The sequence below is a fragment of the Ensifer oleiphilus genome, assembly GCF_013371465.1.
Classification (GTDB): Bacteria; Pseudomonadota; Alphaproteobacteria; order Rhizobiales; family Rhizobiaceae; genus Ensifer; species Ensifer oleiphilus.
Window position 1 is genome coordinate 872,497 of the sequence record NZ_JABWDU010000002.1, and the last position, 13,680, is coordinate 886,176.

Annotated in this window: 16 protein-coding genes; 8 read left to right on the forward strand and 8 right to left on the reverse strand. The window is 60.5% G+C overall.

All coding sequences use genetic code 11. From position 1 onward, the window contains the following. The first annotated feature begins 38 nt into the window (after positions 1-38). Positions 39-749 (forward strand): GntR family transcriptional regulator, encoded by a 711-nt coding sequence (locus HT585_RS10920; protein WP_176352914.1) that lies wholly within the window; start codon positions 39-41, stop codon positions 747-749. A 242-nt stretch (positions 750-991) separates the two neighbouring features. Then, a complete protein-coding gene (locus HT585_RS10925; protein WP_176352915.1) occupies positions 992-1,231 on the forward strand; it encodes a DUF982 domain-containing protein in 240 nt (79 codons plus the stop codon). Positions 1,232-1,281: 50 nt separating this feature from the next. On the opposite strand, the gene HT585_RS10930 is transcribed toward HT585_RS10925, so the two are convergent. The 4 genes from HT585_RS10930 to HT585_RS10945 all read right to left on the reverse strand — a co-directional run bounded on the left by HT585_RS10930 (position 1,282) and on the right by HT585_RS10945 (position 7,249). Beyond that, positions 1,282-2,304 (reverse strand): glycoside hydrolase family 26 protein, encoded by a 1,023-nt coding sequence (locus HT585_RS10930; RefSeq protein ID WP_176352916.1) that lies wholly within the window; start codon positions 2,302-2,304, stop codon positions 1,282-1,284. 182 nt (positions 2,305-2,486) lie between these two features. Beyond that, on the reverse strand, positions 2,487-2,798 hold the full coding sequence (locus HT585_RS10935) for a hypothetical protein (protein WP_176352917.1): 312 nt from the start codon (positions 2,796-2,798) through the stop codon (positions 2,487-2,489). A gap of 762 nt (positions 2,799-3,560) precedes the next feature. Continuing rightward, positions 3,561-5,267 (reverse strand): arylsulfatase, encoded by a 1,707-nt coding sequence (locus HT585_RS10940; protein ID WP_176352918.1) that lies wholly within the window; start codon positions 5,265-5,267, stop codon positions 3,561-3,563. Between the two features lie 1,460 nt (positions 5,268-6,727). Further along, positions 6,728-7,249, reverse strand: coding sequence for a helix-turn-helix domain-containing protein (locus tag HT585_RS10945; RefSeq protein WP_176352919.1), 522 nt, complete (start codon positions 7,247-7,249; stop codon positions 6,728-6,730). 129 nt (positions 7,250-7,378) lie between these two features. On the opposite strand from HT585_RS10945, the gene HT585_RS10950 reads away from it, so the two are divergent. Then, positions 7,379-7,702 carry a helix-turn-helix domain-containing protein gene (locus HT585_RS10950; protein WP_176352920.1) on the forward strand — a complete coding sequence of 108 codons (324 nt, stop codon included), beginning with the start codon at positions 7,379-7,381 and terminating at the stop codon, positions 7,700-7,702. A gap of 63 nt (positions 7,703-7,765) precedes the next feature. On the opposite strand, the gene HT585_RS10955 is transcribed toward HT585_RS10950, so the two are convergent. Next, positions 7,766-8,470: a hypothetical protein gene (locus HT585_RS10955; protein WP_176352921.1), complete on the reverse strand. Its 705-nt coding sequence runs from the start codon at positions 8,468-8,470 to the stop codon at positions 7,766-7,768. A 108-nt stretch (positions 8,471-8,578) separates the two neighbouring features. Here HT585_RS10955 and HT585_RS10960 point away from each other — a divergent pair, with 108 nt between their 5' ends. Genes HT585_RS10960 through HT585_RS10970 form a run of 3 tightly spaced genes read left to right on the forward strand, consistent with a single transcriptional unit; the run spans position 8,579 to position 10,230 of the window. After that, positions 8,579-8,935 (forward strand): hypothetical protein, encoded by a 357-nt coding sequence (locus HT585_RS10960; RefSeq protein ID WP_065786536.1) that lies wholly within the window; start codon positions 8,579-8,581, stop codon positions 8,933-8,935. Between the two features lie 3 nt (positions 8,936-8,938). Next, positions 8,939-9,775: a ParB N-terminal domain-containing protein gene (locus tag HT585_RS10965; RefSeq protein WP_176352922.1), complete on the forward strand. Its 837-nt coding sequence runs from the start codon at positions 8,939-8,941 to the stop codon at positions 9,773-9,775. Further along, on the forward strand, positions 9,772-10,230 hold the full coding sequence (locus tag HT585_RS10970) for a hypothetical protein (RefSeq protein WP_176352923.1): 459 nt from the start codon (positions 9,772-9,774) through the stop codon (positions 10,228-10,230). Before HT585_RS10965 ends, HT585_RS10970 begins: the two co-directional genes overlap by 4 nt. A gap of 173 nt (positions 10,231-10,403) precedes the next feature. Here HT585_RS10970 and HT585_RS10975 read toward each other — a convergent pair whose 3' ends face one another. The 3 genes from HT585_RS10975 to HT585_RS10985 all read right to left on the reverse strand — a co-directional run bounded on the left by HT585_RS10975 (position 10,404) and on the right by HT585_RS10985 (position 12,750). After that, on the reverse strand, positions 10,404-10,661 hold the full coding sequence (locus HT585_RS10975; protein ID WP_176352924.1) for a hypothetical protein: 258 nt from the start codon (positions 10,659-10,661) through the stop codon (positions 10,404-10,406). Continuing rightward, positions 10,661-11,683, reverse strand: a complete 1,023-nt coding sequence (locus HT585_RS10980; RefSeq protein ID WP_176352925.1) for an AAA family ATPase — start codon at positions 11,681-11,683, stop codon at positions 10,661-10,663. The genes HT585_RS10975 and HT585_RS10980 overlap by 1 nt, the downstream gene beginning before the upstream one ends. 77 nt (positions 11,684-11,760) lie before the next feature. Then, the gene (locus HT585_RS10985; RefSeq protein ID WP_176352926.1) at positions 11,761-12,750 is read right to left on the reverse strand and encodes a transposase domain-containing protein; all 990 of its coding nucleotides are present in this window, start codon (positions 12,748-12,750) and stop codon (positions 11,761-11,763) included. On the opposite strand from HT585_RS10985, the gene HT585_RS10990 reads away from it, so the two are divergent. Continuing rightward, positions 12,739-13,245 carry a hypothetical protein gene (locus tag HT585_RS10990; RefSeq protein ID WP_176352927.1) on the forward strand — a complete coding sequence of 169 codons (507 nt, stop codon included), beginning with the start codon at positions 12,739-12,741 and terminating at the stop codon, positions 13,243-13,245. The two genes, HT585_RS10985 and HT585_RS10990, sit on opposite strands and share 12 nt — an antisense overlap. Further along, complete coding sequence (locus tag HT585_RS10995) at positions 13,242-13,589, forward strand: hypothetical protein (protein WP_176352928.1); 348 nt, start codon at positions 13,242-13,244, stop codon at positions 13,587-13,589. Before HT585_RS10990 ends, HT585_RS10995 begins: the two co-directional genes overlap by 4 nt. The last annotated feature ends 91 nt before the right edge of the window (positions 13,590-13,680 follow it).

Here is a 13,680-nt window from a genome sequence, read left to right on the forward strand (position 1 = left end):
GATAAGATGCCGCACTCATTCGCGGATCGATCTCCTTCATGCCCCTGCCCCCCCATCCGGCACCTGCCGATGCAACCACCGACACCAGCACCCGGCAAATCCATGACAAGCTGCGCGATGCGATCGTCGAACGTCGGCTCGCGCCGGGAACCAAGCTGTCGGAAAGCGATGTCGGCGATCTCTTCAATGTCAGCCGCACGCTGGTGCGCGCCGCCCTGCAGGCGCTTGCCTATGAAGGGCTGGTCACCGTCGAGAAGAACCGCGGCGCCTTCGTGGCCCATCCCTCGCCCGATGAAGCCCGCCAGATTTTTGCGACCCGCCGGCTGATCGAGCCAGGCCTCCTGCGCGCGGCTGCGGCCCGGATCGGCCAAGCCGAGATCAATGAGCTGCGCCGCCTGCTTGCCACCGAACAGCACCTGACCGCCCAGCGCGGCCGTACGGCCCGCCGCGCCGAGATCAAGGCGTCCGGGGACTTCCACCTGGCGCTCGCCGACCTCACCGGTAATGCCATCCTCAGGCGCTTCATGGACGAACTGGTCGCCCGCTCCTCGCTCGTCATCGCGCTCTATGGACAATCGACCGTTTCGAGCTGCGGCCACAACGAACACGACGACATCCTGACCGCGATCGAAACCGGCGACATCGAGACGGCCTCAACGCTGATGATCCGCCATATCGATCACATCGAGGCCGATCTCGACCTCAGGGAGCGCAAGCCGACCGACCTCAGGGCCGCGCTCGACCTCTGAAAGAGCGCCGGTCGAACCCCGCCGTGCGCCACAGCGAAGATTTTCGGCGAAAAATGTCGGCGTGGAAATTCCGTTCCCGGGGCTTCGAAAGGCCCGCGATTGCGGGCATTGCGCCTGCCCGCCTATTCCCAACCATGTCTGCCCGCCACCATCATGGTTAAAAAAGCGCATCCTCCGAGGGAACCATCGGCAATCCCCGGCGTTGCCCTCCCGCTCAAAAGACTATGAATGAGGAATGCAAGATGAGCGAAAAGACCTTCGCAACGCCGATCCACCTGAAACTGTCGTCCAAGCGGCAGACCGTCATCAGGACGGTCTGGGAGGCGCTTGAGCTGCTGCGGCAATGGCCGGGCAGACGTGGACGGGAATATCGTGCCGCCCTTCAGCGCTGCCTGGATGCGCTCGACGGGCTGACCAGCGTCAGCAGGGCAAGCCGCTGCTTTGCCGCCGCCGCCCGCGAATCGGGCCTCCTGCTCGCCTGAGAAAACTCCAGCTTTCCGAAGTTCACGCACCGGCCGACCGGCCGGTGCCGCTATTGCGTCGGCCGGCCGACATTTTTGCCGCCATCGGAAACAAGTGCGGCAAGCGACGCCTTGTCCAGCCGCCAGTCCGGCGAGCCGTAGCCAAGCGGCCACTTGTAGGGTTCCTTGTCGTTGAAGAACACCACGGCCGTCAGAAGCGGGAAACGATCGCGATAGGTGTTGCGATCGAAGATCTCCGCATACCAGGCGCGCTTGTAGTCGGCCGAGCCGGAAACGCCGAGTTCTGCAACCATCACAGGCTTCCCGAAACCTTCGACCCGCCGGTACTTTTCGCCAAGCGTTTCGCCAAAACTGCGCTCGCGGCCCCAATAGTCCACATCCATCTTCTGCAGACCCCAGACGGGAATGCCGATGGCATCGACCACGTCGTCACCGGGATAGTAACCGGTCAGGTTGCGATGGCCCTTGGGCGACCAGACGAAGCGCACGTCGGGCGCAAGCTCCCGGCAGCTTTCGACAAAATACCGAAACGCCTTCCTGTATCCATCCGTGTCGCGCCGCGCCCAGGGATAGCGTCCATCGGGATCTTCCATCTCGTGGCCCCAGCGCATGTAGACCGGGGCGGCCACCGCGCCGGCGCGCTTGCAGATATCGCGGATCTCGCGATCGAAGCGGCCGCGGCCGATATCGGCAAACAGCCGCTCGCCGCCCGCCCGCCAGTCGCTCGCATGGGTATAGGGCTCGACGGAGATCATCAGCGCCCGGCCTTGCTCCTCGGCAATGGCGATCTTGCGCTTCAGCATCGCCTTGTCGAGCGCCTGCCAATAGACGAACACATGCTCGATCGTCAGCGCATCGCTGTTCGTCACCGCGTCATGCGGGTCGTAGACGCCGATCGCAACCGCGCCGCCGGATTTGCCCGCGGCCTTGCCGGCCGTACCGATCGAGGCCGTCGTCAGCACCCGGTCGACCGTGTCGCCGAGATCGGCAGCCACGGCGCGCGCGCCATCCATCGCCGGCGAAAGCGCCACAAGGCCGGCCAGGAACACCGATCTGAACATCGCAATCGACAAGAGCTGTCTCCGACGGAGGATGAGACTTTTCCCGGAATAGAACGACGAGCGCTTCCCCCGAAAAAATGCAGGACGACAAGAAACTCGAGTATCCCCGTAGCTCAAACCCTCAAGCGGAAACACTTTGACGAAACTGTATGAAGGCGAAGCATTTCAGGCGCATCACCCAAATGGGAATGGCTTTACAGCGAACTTCTGAGGAAGCACCGCGACGTATGGCCGAAGCCGCTCGGCGAGCAGATATAGGGCGCGCGGCCGAGATAGGCGGTGGTCCGCTTCCTTGCCGGCAGCGGCTCGACGATATCGTCCTCCTGCGCAACCCTGATGAGCTTGCCCGCTTTCGGGGCAACGTTCGGCGTGCCCGTCACGGCCTTCGAGCCGGCAGACGCAAACAGCGGATTTTCCGCCATGCCCGCCGACGAACAGCCGGAAGAGACAAGCAGAAGACCGAGAAACGATGCAGGTACGAGAGACTTGAAACCCGAAACGGTCATGCGGCGGAGGCCGCCCAAGGCGGTTAGGCTTCGCATAAGCATCCTTTCGAACGAGCGGCCAGCGCCGCTTCGCAATCCCCTAGCGGGAATCGACCGTGAAGTTCAACCCCCACTTCTTATTATTGACAGCTAAAATTAAGAGTTTCTTTCTGAGCGCATTCTTTTCGAATGCAGGAACGCTGCCAGGCCGCCGCCGCCCGCGCCGACCCCTGCCCCGCCAACCGCACGCCCGCGGGGTCGAGATCCGCAACCACAACGAAGAAACACCATGAGATCATGAGGTTGGGCAGCCAGACCGCGCCTGCCGAATTCAAACGAGCACCGGTTGAGGCCTCACCTCCCCCGTTTCACAGCATAGACGGACACAGCCGCCATCGAAGCCGTGCACGCCGCCACCCTGTCAAGCCGGAACAAACGTTCTCCCGCGGGACGCTCGCCGCTTCAGCGGGAGGCCGACGCGCGCCGCTTCGACCAAAGTCCCCCTCATTTCTGGCCGCCGGCTGTTTACACAGTGTTGACCTCTCTGACGCACCTTGGCTTCCAGGCGCAACATGTTTGAGCGTATGCGCCCACTCCAAAACTGCCCGCTTCTGGCGGGCATTTTTTTGGGAATCAATTTAGGCGGAAATTCTCTGTGAGCGTAGACCTACACGTGCCATGAGCGGAAAAGTGCGACGTCCCGGAAAATCGGTTGAAGGCTGAAAACGTGAAGACGGCGTTGCGGACGCCCCGAGGGGCGTCCGCTGCGACGCTCGTTTAAGGTCAGTCGCGCCCTGTCTTCATCTCCCGGACCTGCTGCATGACCTGTTCAAGATTGTAACTTGCAGGATTTTGCATCGGCGGAAACTTGACGTAGCTCTCAAGATGCCTCAGCCACAGCTGCTGCCCGATCGGCAACATGTTCCAGTCATAGACATAGGCCGTTGATGGAGAGGCGATCGCGCCCCCCATGCCGAACAGTGTCTTGATCTGCTGACCGACCGACGTTTCGAACGGGTCACGCTTGATGTTGACAACCTGCGTCCACGAATAGGGCTGCACGCCGGAAATGAAGCCCGCAGGGTCATCAGACACCATCGCGAAATACATCTTCCAGTTCTTGTAGCGGACCGCCGACGGCTCTTTGCCGGAATAGTAAAGGAACGTGTCGCGCGCCGACTTGTCCGATTTTCCTTCAAGGTAGGCGCGTTGATTGACGCCGTCGAGCGTGGTCTTTGCTATGCCGGGATACTCACCCCGCTCGATTGTGGCCTTAAGTTCATTGCCCTTGGGCCCGCCGGCGATTTCGACCAAGGTGGGCAGCCAGTCCAGCGCGGCAAACATATCGTTTTTCACCGTTCCCGGTTCGATGTGGCCGGGCCAGCGTACGACCAGCGGTGCCCGCATGCCGCCTTCCCAGGTGCTCAGCTTGCCGCCCTTGAACGGGGTGGTGCCGCCGTCCGGAAATGTAATCGTCTCGGCACCGTTGTCCGTGGTGAAGACGACGATGGTGTTGTCAAGCTCTCCCATTTCCTCGAGCTTCTTCAGCACGTAGCCGATATTGTCGTCCATCTGCTTCATGCCGGCTTCATTAACGCCCCAGTCCTTGCCGCCCGGTTCCCCCACCATGTTGAGGTATTTGTCGGGCAAGACGGTCGTGATGTGCATGCGGGCGGGGTTGTACCAGACGAAAAAGGGCTTCTTGGTTTTCTCGGGGTCATTCCGGTCCAGGAAGTCGATGACCTTCCCTGAAATCTCTTCATCAATCGTCTTTGAGCGCTCGAGCGTTAGCGGCCCTTCGTCCTTGCAGGTCTGATTGGCCGCAGTCCCGTCGGAGGACGTGCACGCGAGCATCGGACGCGGCGGTGTAAGACACGTAGTGGTCGCCGGGTCGACTGCCGCTGGATCTTCGTTAAGCCCCGGTATCGGTGTATTCTTGCAAGGCGGCGCGAGGGTCTGCTCGGTCGCTGTCTTGTTGATGTCTGGGAAACTTACACCCTGCATGGCATCGAGGTGATAGAGATAACCCCAGAACTCCTGAAAACCATGTGCGGTTGGCAGAGACTCCGTGTGATCGCCAAGGTGATTCTTGCCGAACTCGCCAGTATTGTAGCCGAGATCGCGCAGGAAGCGGGCAAGAGTGGGTGTGCCGGTCCGAAGGTAGGATGGGCTTCCGGGAATTTCGGGTAGGACCATGCCAACACGCACCGGCTGCATGCCGGTGAGGAAGGCAGTACGACCAGCCGTGCAGCTTTGCTCGGCGTAGTAGGTCATGAATTTCGCACCCTCTTTGCCGATGCGATCGATGTTGGGCGTCTCGCCCACCATTAGGCCCTGGTGATAGATGCTGGGTTGCATCCAGCCGATATCATCGCCCATGATGAACAGAATGTTGGGCTTGGGCTCCTGTGCTCGGACACTCGGCGTGCCGGCCAGAATACTTGTCGCGGCTAACGCTGCTGCAATACACGTCGCTCTTGTATGAGACATTTCATGTCCCTCCCTCAGAGATAAACTTGGGGGGCGAAAATGCCCCTCACCAGATTTGATGTGTATGAAGAGTTGAATGCGACGCGGTACCGTCATCACGACGCGGCGGTTCCTGCGCCACTACGCAGTTGTCTGTCCGCGTTTCAGCGCGAAATCAGATGGCCAGGTCATTAGCAAGTGCGCAGATCAGCCCGAGCAGCCTATGCCGAAAATTGGAAGCGTGTCTGCGCAAACAAAAAAGGTATGCCCAATGAATGCGTGGAGAGGCCACTCGCGCTCGAGCTTGATTATGGTGCAGAGGTGAGGCATTTCAAGACTAGAATTCTCAATAAAATACACGCCGCAGTCGACAAACTGCCTACAAGATCAAAAGTAATTCTAACGAGTTATTCGACCAACTGACAGGTCTGTGAAATGCATTTACGATTGTATCCGACGTCGGCTCTGTGAGACTTTTCTGGGGACCGCCAATGGCGCGCAAAAGCTGACATGGTCCTACCGGTTGTTGTTTGTCACCTCTATCCGGAATTATCCGGGGAGATCGGGGGAGACCATGGAACAAGCGGAGAGTGCTTGAAAACCAACGGGTTGGTGGTGGGGATGGCCGATCCGTCGCGGGGAGGTTTTGACACCGACGTTTGTCAAAATCGCCTTCAACCCACTTTGATGACTAGGCGGCTGGCCGGTACGGCAAGGAAGCTGCTGAAACCCCTTAAAGACCCTTCAAGGCATCTTCAACTGATTGATATTTAACGAGCAAGCCGACTTCAGGAATTTCGGCTCAGGAGGCGAAATTCCTCCGATTTGATGCCGTTTCTCCAATTTAGATAAGTCCACTCTGGTCTTTTTCGCCGAGGAACGCGATTTCCGCAATAAAATCAGCGGGCTAACGATTAACCACGGCCGAAAAGAAAAGTTCAGCCCGATCCGTTGCCGTGGATATGTGGTTTGCGCATTTACGCCGCGTGACTATAACCGTGATGGGCTTGAACACCCTGACTTCACATAGGCACGCCGCCATAGCGGTGGCCGAACACATGCGCAGCTTGGCGGCTGGCGCATTCGCCGTGGCCATTTCGGCCGGGGGCGATGTGCCATGTCCAAGCTCCGGCTAAAAGCGCATCGGCGTGTCTGTGAAGCGCGTGTTCAACCCCCGGCTCCGGCGCCGTTTGCCGGCACATAGAGGCGGGCATCGCATGCAAATTATCACTTGAGAATATTCGCGTTTACCTTGCGGAGCGAGCATAGCTTGCCTTTAGGTGGTGGTGCGCCTTAGCCTTAACCAAGGGTTAATGGGCATTCGAGGGCATACCTGAGTTGATCGCATAAAGCAGCACACGCCAGTCATTCTGAAGCGAATGCTTCTCTCACCATATCGTCGATGCATCTCACCTGGTTGACCTGACCGGGACCGCTCGGCCCTGCCCCATTTTCACGGATTGCCAAGCATGGTTTCACAATCATGAGGCCTCGCGTTTCCCGCTACCAGGCTCGGCGCTAGCGATCCGTTCCTTGAAGCGATCCCGCAAGACCGGGATCAGTGCAGCCACCACCGCTTTGTCCCTGATATCGGCGACCATCCCCAGCAACTGATTGTAGAGTTCACCGGCCTCGGCGGTTACTGCTCGAGGCGGCGGCGTCTGCTTGCACTCGACGAAGACGGCCTGGACTGTGTCGTGCAGTTGCTGAAGCAGGACGACATCAACGCCCGCGCTCGGCGCCGGTCCTTTCGAAGTATCCTCGAACATGTCCCCTTGGCCGGTGATGAGCCAAGTCAGACTTACGCCGTGTTCCGTGCGATACGCGGACAGTGCCAAGGCGTCGGGAGTTCGGTCTCCCCGCTCATAATAGCCAAGCATCGGCTCCGTCAGACCAACGGTTTCAGCGAACGCCGCTCGCTGCTGAGAAAACCCTAGCTTTTCCCGAGTTTGTACCAGCCGCTCGCCCAGCGGCGTCTTCGACGGTTTTGGTTTCTTCCCCAATGATCAATGATCTCACAAATTGGTATTTACTATATACCAAATTGTGATATCCCTTTCTGTGTTCGCAGACTTCATCACCCCAAAAAAGGAGGCCGGCCAGGGCCTCCCATCTGGATCAAGGATTTACTTATGCATCGTGCCTCCACGAGCGACAAGGCCAGCCGCGCCGAACGCCGCCGCCTTGAAGAGGTGGCCCGCATTCGCGGACGCCTTACCCTCGCCAAGCTCACCCTCACCGGGATCGACAAGGCCTACAATTTGCCCGCCGGCACGGCCGGGAATGCGGTGCACGAACCGCACCTTGCAGGCGAGCGCGCTATCGCCGCTGCGCTGAAGACGCGTCCCGAATATCTGTGGCGCACCCGCTACCACGCGGATGGCCAGCGCATGACGCCCCAGCCAGCGGAGAACTATCGTCATGCGCGCCGCCAGCTCGCGCCGGAGGCTGCATGATGGGGCCGATCAGCTTTGAAAACCGGGAAGCAGCAGCGCGCCACGCACGTGCACGGCGCGATTTCAGACGTCATCTGAAGGCGATGACTGCTCTTGGCCGGGACCACCTGACGTCGGACGACGTTGCCGAGATTTGGGCTTCGTCGGTTGCCGAGTACGCGCAGGAGACGTCCGAGCAGATTGCTTCACGCCTCGGCCCTCGGCCTGCTCTTCCTCGAGGCCGAACCATTCTAAGCTCATCCCGAAGGGAAGATCCTCGGCAAACGGATACAATTGCGGGCGCCCTGCAGCGACCGCGTGAAGAGCGGCCGCGGATTGCCCAATCATCATGCTCTTCGACGGGTTCGCACCCGCTGATACGCCGTATTTACACAGCGCTTCGAGCATCATTAGCGAGCTTCGCGCTTGATGCAGCAGCACGACTAGAACCGCGTGCAGGTCTTCCGTGTCGCCGATGCTGCCAAGCAACTTTGCCCGTTGACGCCGAGGCGTGTGGAAGAACTGCTCGACCACGTCCGGATAGTACCCGGCCTTCTCCCGAATTTCCTCCTCACCGTACCGAAGGCAATTCGCGAGAATTGCCATAACGCCCTCTTTTTCCATGAGCGAACCGATGAACAGGCATTCTTCGCGTGCCCAGTCTTCGTACGTGTCCAGATCCATGCAGATACCCTTCCTTGCTGGATTTCGTGGCGCATCGAAGCCGAAATCTGACGAGTCGCCAATGGCGAAACGTCGCTCCGAAATAGACAGCCGAAACCCCTTCATCCCGTCCTCCTCTCCCGTGTGCCGTGTGGCCGACCAGGTGCTTGTGTTTAGCGTAGCCCTGGCCGGTCTCGTGGCGGGAGCTGCGGCCATTCTCCGACAGGTGCTGTGATGCTGAACCGCTTCGACCAGAAGGCGCTCTATGAAGCCTGCATGCATGTCTGCACGATCGCCGTGCGGGATGGGTTCCCGCACCTTTCGGCCGCCGACATTCTCGATCCGCCGCATCAGTGGTTCGATGCGGCCCTCGCCCGCCAGATCGTCATGCATCTGATGATCCGCGAATGCGGCTGGCCGAAGCGACGTGTCGTCGAGGTCGAGGAGCGGTCCCGCGAGGCCATCAACCGGGCGCTGCGCACTGTCGATGCTCGCATGAAGCATCCCCGATTTGCCAACCACTACCAGACGATCAAGACGCAGGCGCGCTCGCTCCTGACCATGATTGCCTCCGAAGAGGAAGCGGCCTGACCCATGCTCAAGACCCTACCCATTTCCTCGATCCTGGTCGCCGACCGCGCCCGTCCGGTCGATCTGGACCATGCGGCGGCAATCGCCGGCTCCATGGTCGATCGCGGCCTGATCAACCCCGTCACCGTGCGCGCCACGCCTGCCGCCCAGGGCGGCAAGACGCCCTACACGCTTGTTGCAGGCGGCCACCGCCTAGAAGCGGCCCGCATGAACGGCTGGGAGGAGATCGAGGCGGTCGTAGTCACGGCCGACGCTGCCGAGGCGCAGCTGATCGAGATCTCCGAGAACCTGTTTCGCAACGATCTGTCCGCCCTCGATCGCGCCATCTTCGTGATGAAGTTCCGCGAAATCTATGAGGACAAGCACGGCAAGATTGAGCGCGGTGGCGACCAAAAATCAAACTGCAACGATTGCAGTTTGATTTTCGCTCCAGGGAAGGAGCTTTCACAGCGGGTTCAAGAGCGCCTCGGGTTCGGTGAACGCACATATTTTAATGTGACGAAGATCGGGCAGAAGCTCCACCCGATGCTGCGCAGCTCACTGCGCGGCACGCCCTACGAAAACGACCAAAAACAGCTGCTGAAGCTCGCCGGCTTGCCCGAGGCCGAGCAGACCGGCATCGCCGCCGCCCTCAAATTCGAGCCCGACCTGAAGAAGGTCATGGCAATGGACAAGCCGGCGAAAGCGACTGCTGACGAGAGCCAAGCCACCATCCTCAAGAAGCTGATCGCAGCCTGGGAGAAGGCGAGCGACGAAACCCGCAACGAATTCCTTGAGCACATGGGCCTCTCCGATCGCGGAGATCCGTTGATGCGTGAGATTATGGAGGACGCGGCATGAAGCCCAACCATACCCAACTCGACTTTTTCCTTGAGCCCGTTTTCCCTGTCCGCGACCCGGCGCAGAAACTCGACCTCGACCGCTACCGCACCAAACTGAAGCGGGCCATGGCGCGGGCGATCCGCGAATGCCCCTATGACCGGCCGACCATCGCAGCGCGCATGGCGCAGTATCTCGGCCTGCCGTCAATCAACAAGGCCACGCTCGACGCCTATACGGCGGAAAGCAAAGCGCACGACATCACTATGCCGCGCTTCGCTGCCCTGGCGCACGCCACCGACGCCTTGTGGCTTTGGGACGAGGCCGCGTCCCTGCAGGGCGTGACGATGCTGATCGGCGAAGAGGCGGTGCTGGCGGAAATCGCCTACTGCCGCCAGGAGCAGAAGCGGATCTCGGCCGAGCTGAAGCGCCTGACCGCCCGCCCCATCCGCATCCAGTCGCGGGGGAAAGTGTAATGGACGGCTGGTTCACGCTCGATGCCCTGTTCGATCTGCGCCTGCCCGGCATGCCGACCAGCCTGTCGAGCCTGAAGCGGCTGGCAAACGATGGCAATTGGCGCCTGCGCGAGGGCCAAGCCCGTCAGGTTCCGACGAGCACGAAACCCGCCTGGCAGTATCACGTCTCGCTGCTACCGGGCCTTGCCCAGGCGAAGCTTGCACAGATCGCGCAGCGGGACGCCACCCTGGCGGAAACGCGCGAGAGGCGCCGGGCTCTCTACTGGAAGACATTCGAGGCGATGACCGAGGAACACCGGCAGGTGGCGCACCAGCGGCACGCGTTGATCATCACGGCCGAGGATGCCTTGGCGAAGCGGGAGCTTGCCGGTTCGGTGTTGTCGATCGAGGAGACGCTTGCTCCTGTGCTTCGCAAGTGCGCGCGACGACATCACACCTCCTCCACTTCGCGGTTGTTCCAGGCGGCTTCGATGTGCTTGCGCTCCAGCTCGGAGGCAGGTTTCTGTGTGGCCAGGCAAGCCATCTTGACCGTGCGGTCAATCTGCCGGAGCGCGCCACCCTTCAGCCCGATGCCGAGCAAAAGCTTGACGCAGGAGGCGTCGTGGATATCCCAGGCGTCGATGAATGTACGCACATCGGCCTCCCGGCCGGGGTCGCGCTTCAGGTTCTTATCGATCCGGCTCAGGATCTGGTCGCGACTGGACGTCTGCTGCGCGGCTTGCGTCATCCGCTTGCGCACCTCCTCGTTCCCGACCAGCGCCAGGCCGACGCGGTAATTGTCGGAGAAATAGCGCAGCTGGTTAACGCTCTCCGGGTCGGCGTGCTGCGCCTCGTCGATGATCAGGAGGGCGCGGTCACCCGATGAAGACAGCCGCTCGCCGACCATGTCGACCAGGTCGGCCGGGTTGAAAACCCGGACACCAAGCTTGCGTGAAAGCAGGCTCATGACGCCGTGAACCGTCTTCACTTTGGGATTGAGGGTGACCATGTGCACATGCGGCTTAACCCGCTGGTACTCTCTGCATGCGGTGGTCTTGCCGCGTCCGGCCGCAAGCGTGATGGTGACAAAACCGGTCATGGTCTGTGCCAGGAGCAAGGTGGAGTGGATTTCGCGCGCCGCCAATGTCCGCAGGAAATGCGGACCTTCCGGCATGGCGGCTTCTACCGCCGCGCTTTCCTCGATAGCGTCCAGCCAGCGGCGCGCCTGCGCGTTCTGGTTATCGAGGACGCCAAGAAGTGTGCCGGAAAGCCACTGTGAAAACGAACTTTCCGCCATGCCGATGCGTCGGCCGGTTTCGGCCTTTGTCCAACCGTTCTTGGCGGCTTGGTTGGCCACGCCCTCGCGAAGGCGTTCCCACGTCGAGATTTCATCCGCGGAGTGCTTCGCGACGAATTTTGCTGCCGGTTCGGGCAGGTCCCAGGTGGCGGGTATTGCATTCAGGATATCAAGCATTCAAAAGGGTTCCTATTCAGCGCTATGGACGGGCGGGTTTCGTGGACCCGCCCTGTTTTTTGTCGGAACCGTACTCACTACGTTTCGGCTCTGCTTTTACGGCCGGACGCACTACCTGCCGGCCGATCCCCTCTCGGGAATGGGATGATCGAGCTGTCGCCCGAAATCAGGGAAAGACCGCGCGCGATGCCGGCCTCGTATTCGTCTTGCGACATCACGTCGGTTTCCTGCTCGATCGCGAGGTTGCCGGTGACGATGCGGGTGATGGTCGGACGGATGGGCTCCGGCTTCTCCGGCGGATCGGCGGCATAAAGCTCGCCGAGCTGGGCGGCCGACATCTGCTTGTGCAGCTTGGCCTTCGCCTTGTTGAGCTTGACCAGGGCGCGGCGGTTCCGCTCGTGACGGGCGGCCTTGGCCTGCTCGTTGTAACCGGCCTTCTCGGTGCAAGGCGCATCGCAAATGAAGCGGCCTTCAGGATCGTAGACCTTGACCGGCTGGTGCAACTTGTCGGGGTCAAAGCGAACGGTCAGGTGCTTGCCCATCCATTCGTTGAGTTCGGGAGCCCAATAGACATTCTTCTGGAAGTGGATCTCGCCATTGCGGGGACGTGTCTTCAGGACCTTAGCCGCGAGCATCCAGAGTGAGCGTTGCGCTTCCGTGGCCCGCCGAACGATGGTGGCGGGATGGCGCATGCTTTCCGCGAATGTTTCGTCGAAGCTTCGGCCCTTTGCCGTCTCGGATCTGCGTCCGGTGCGGGCGTTGTGCTCGGCGATGCGCTCGGCAACGTGCCGCTCCAGAACGTCGAGCGGGACGGCCCAGGTGCGGTAGTTCTCGGGCTTGTTTTCGGGCTTGTTGCCGGTGTAGGCGCCGGACATGGCCGGGTGCTTGGAAATCTCCTCGGCAAGGTCTTTCCAGGCGCGCTCGATCGGCTTCGACTGGCCGGAGTAGGGCTTGGTGAAATGCGGCTCGATATCGAGCGTCTTCAGAAGGCCGGCGACTTCGTTTTCGATCTTCTTGAACCGATTGCGGCTGAGCGCCTCGTCGAAGAGCATGGCATGCAGGCTCATCTAAGGCCGACCCCAATTATCGCCACCGCACGGTTCCTCAAGGAGCACAACCTGCCACCGATTAATCGCTTCGACGCGGCTACACGCATGCAAGTATTGCGCGCTGCGTTGCAGCCTGGAAGCATGCTGCTTCGCACACCCGATGGAGATGTCCTTAACGGTCCAGCCCTTATGGTGATCGCCTTTGAATTGGTGCGGCTACCGATTGCAGATCGACAGAGCATTACGCGCATGATGATGATCGTCACGGCGGCAGCGCACGGGCACCGTGGCGATCCAGCAGTTGCCAGGAAGCTTGCAAGCCCAGAGGCAATGTCGAGGTTCAGGCGCTTGATCGAGCAGGCGTCGGGCTCGTCCGCCGGTGGTGTGGGCCTCTTCCTTGAAGAGAAGCAAACCGAAGACCCGACAGCCGCTTTAATGCGGGCGATTGACACCGGCTCGTTGCCGTCGAAGAAGAATGGAGGCGGCTCGCCCGTACTTCTGGGAAGGCGATGACCCAACAAGTCATTCTCGCAATTGCACAGGCCATCGGCGCCGGGAAAGCGCGTGCCATTCGGGAAAGAGCTTCGCCCCAAGAGGTCGACGAACTGGGCTTACTACCTAGCGACTGCCATTCGAACGCGGAGAAGTTCGCTAGTGCGCGCGGCGGCAGGGTCGTTCGTGGATGGCTCGCAGGGCGCAATTTTTTCATCCCCCATTCAGTCGTCGATCTGCATGGCGTGCTCCACGAGGCCACGCCCGTAGATAATGCATTGTATGACGCTTGCGTATTCGTGGCGGAGAAAGACGTGCCGGCGGTGGACTGGAGCAAGGAGCCGCCTGTGCTCTTTTGCGAGTAGCGTTCAAGGGGTCTTTGAAAGACACTCAAATCGCAATTTTTGACACCAGAGCCGGAATTGCCGTTTTTCCGGTTTTCGCTGTCAAAATTCC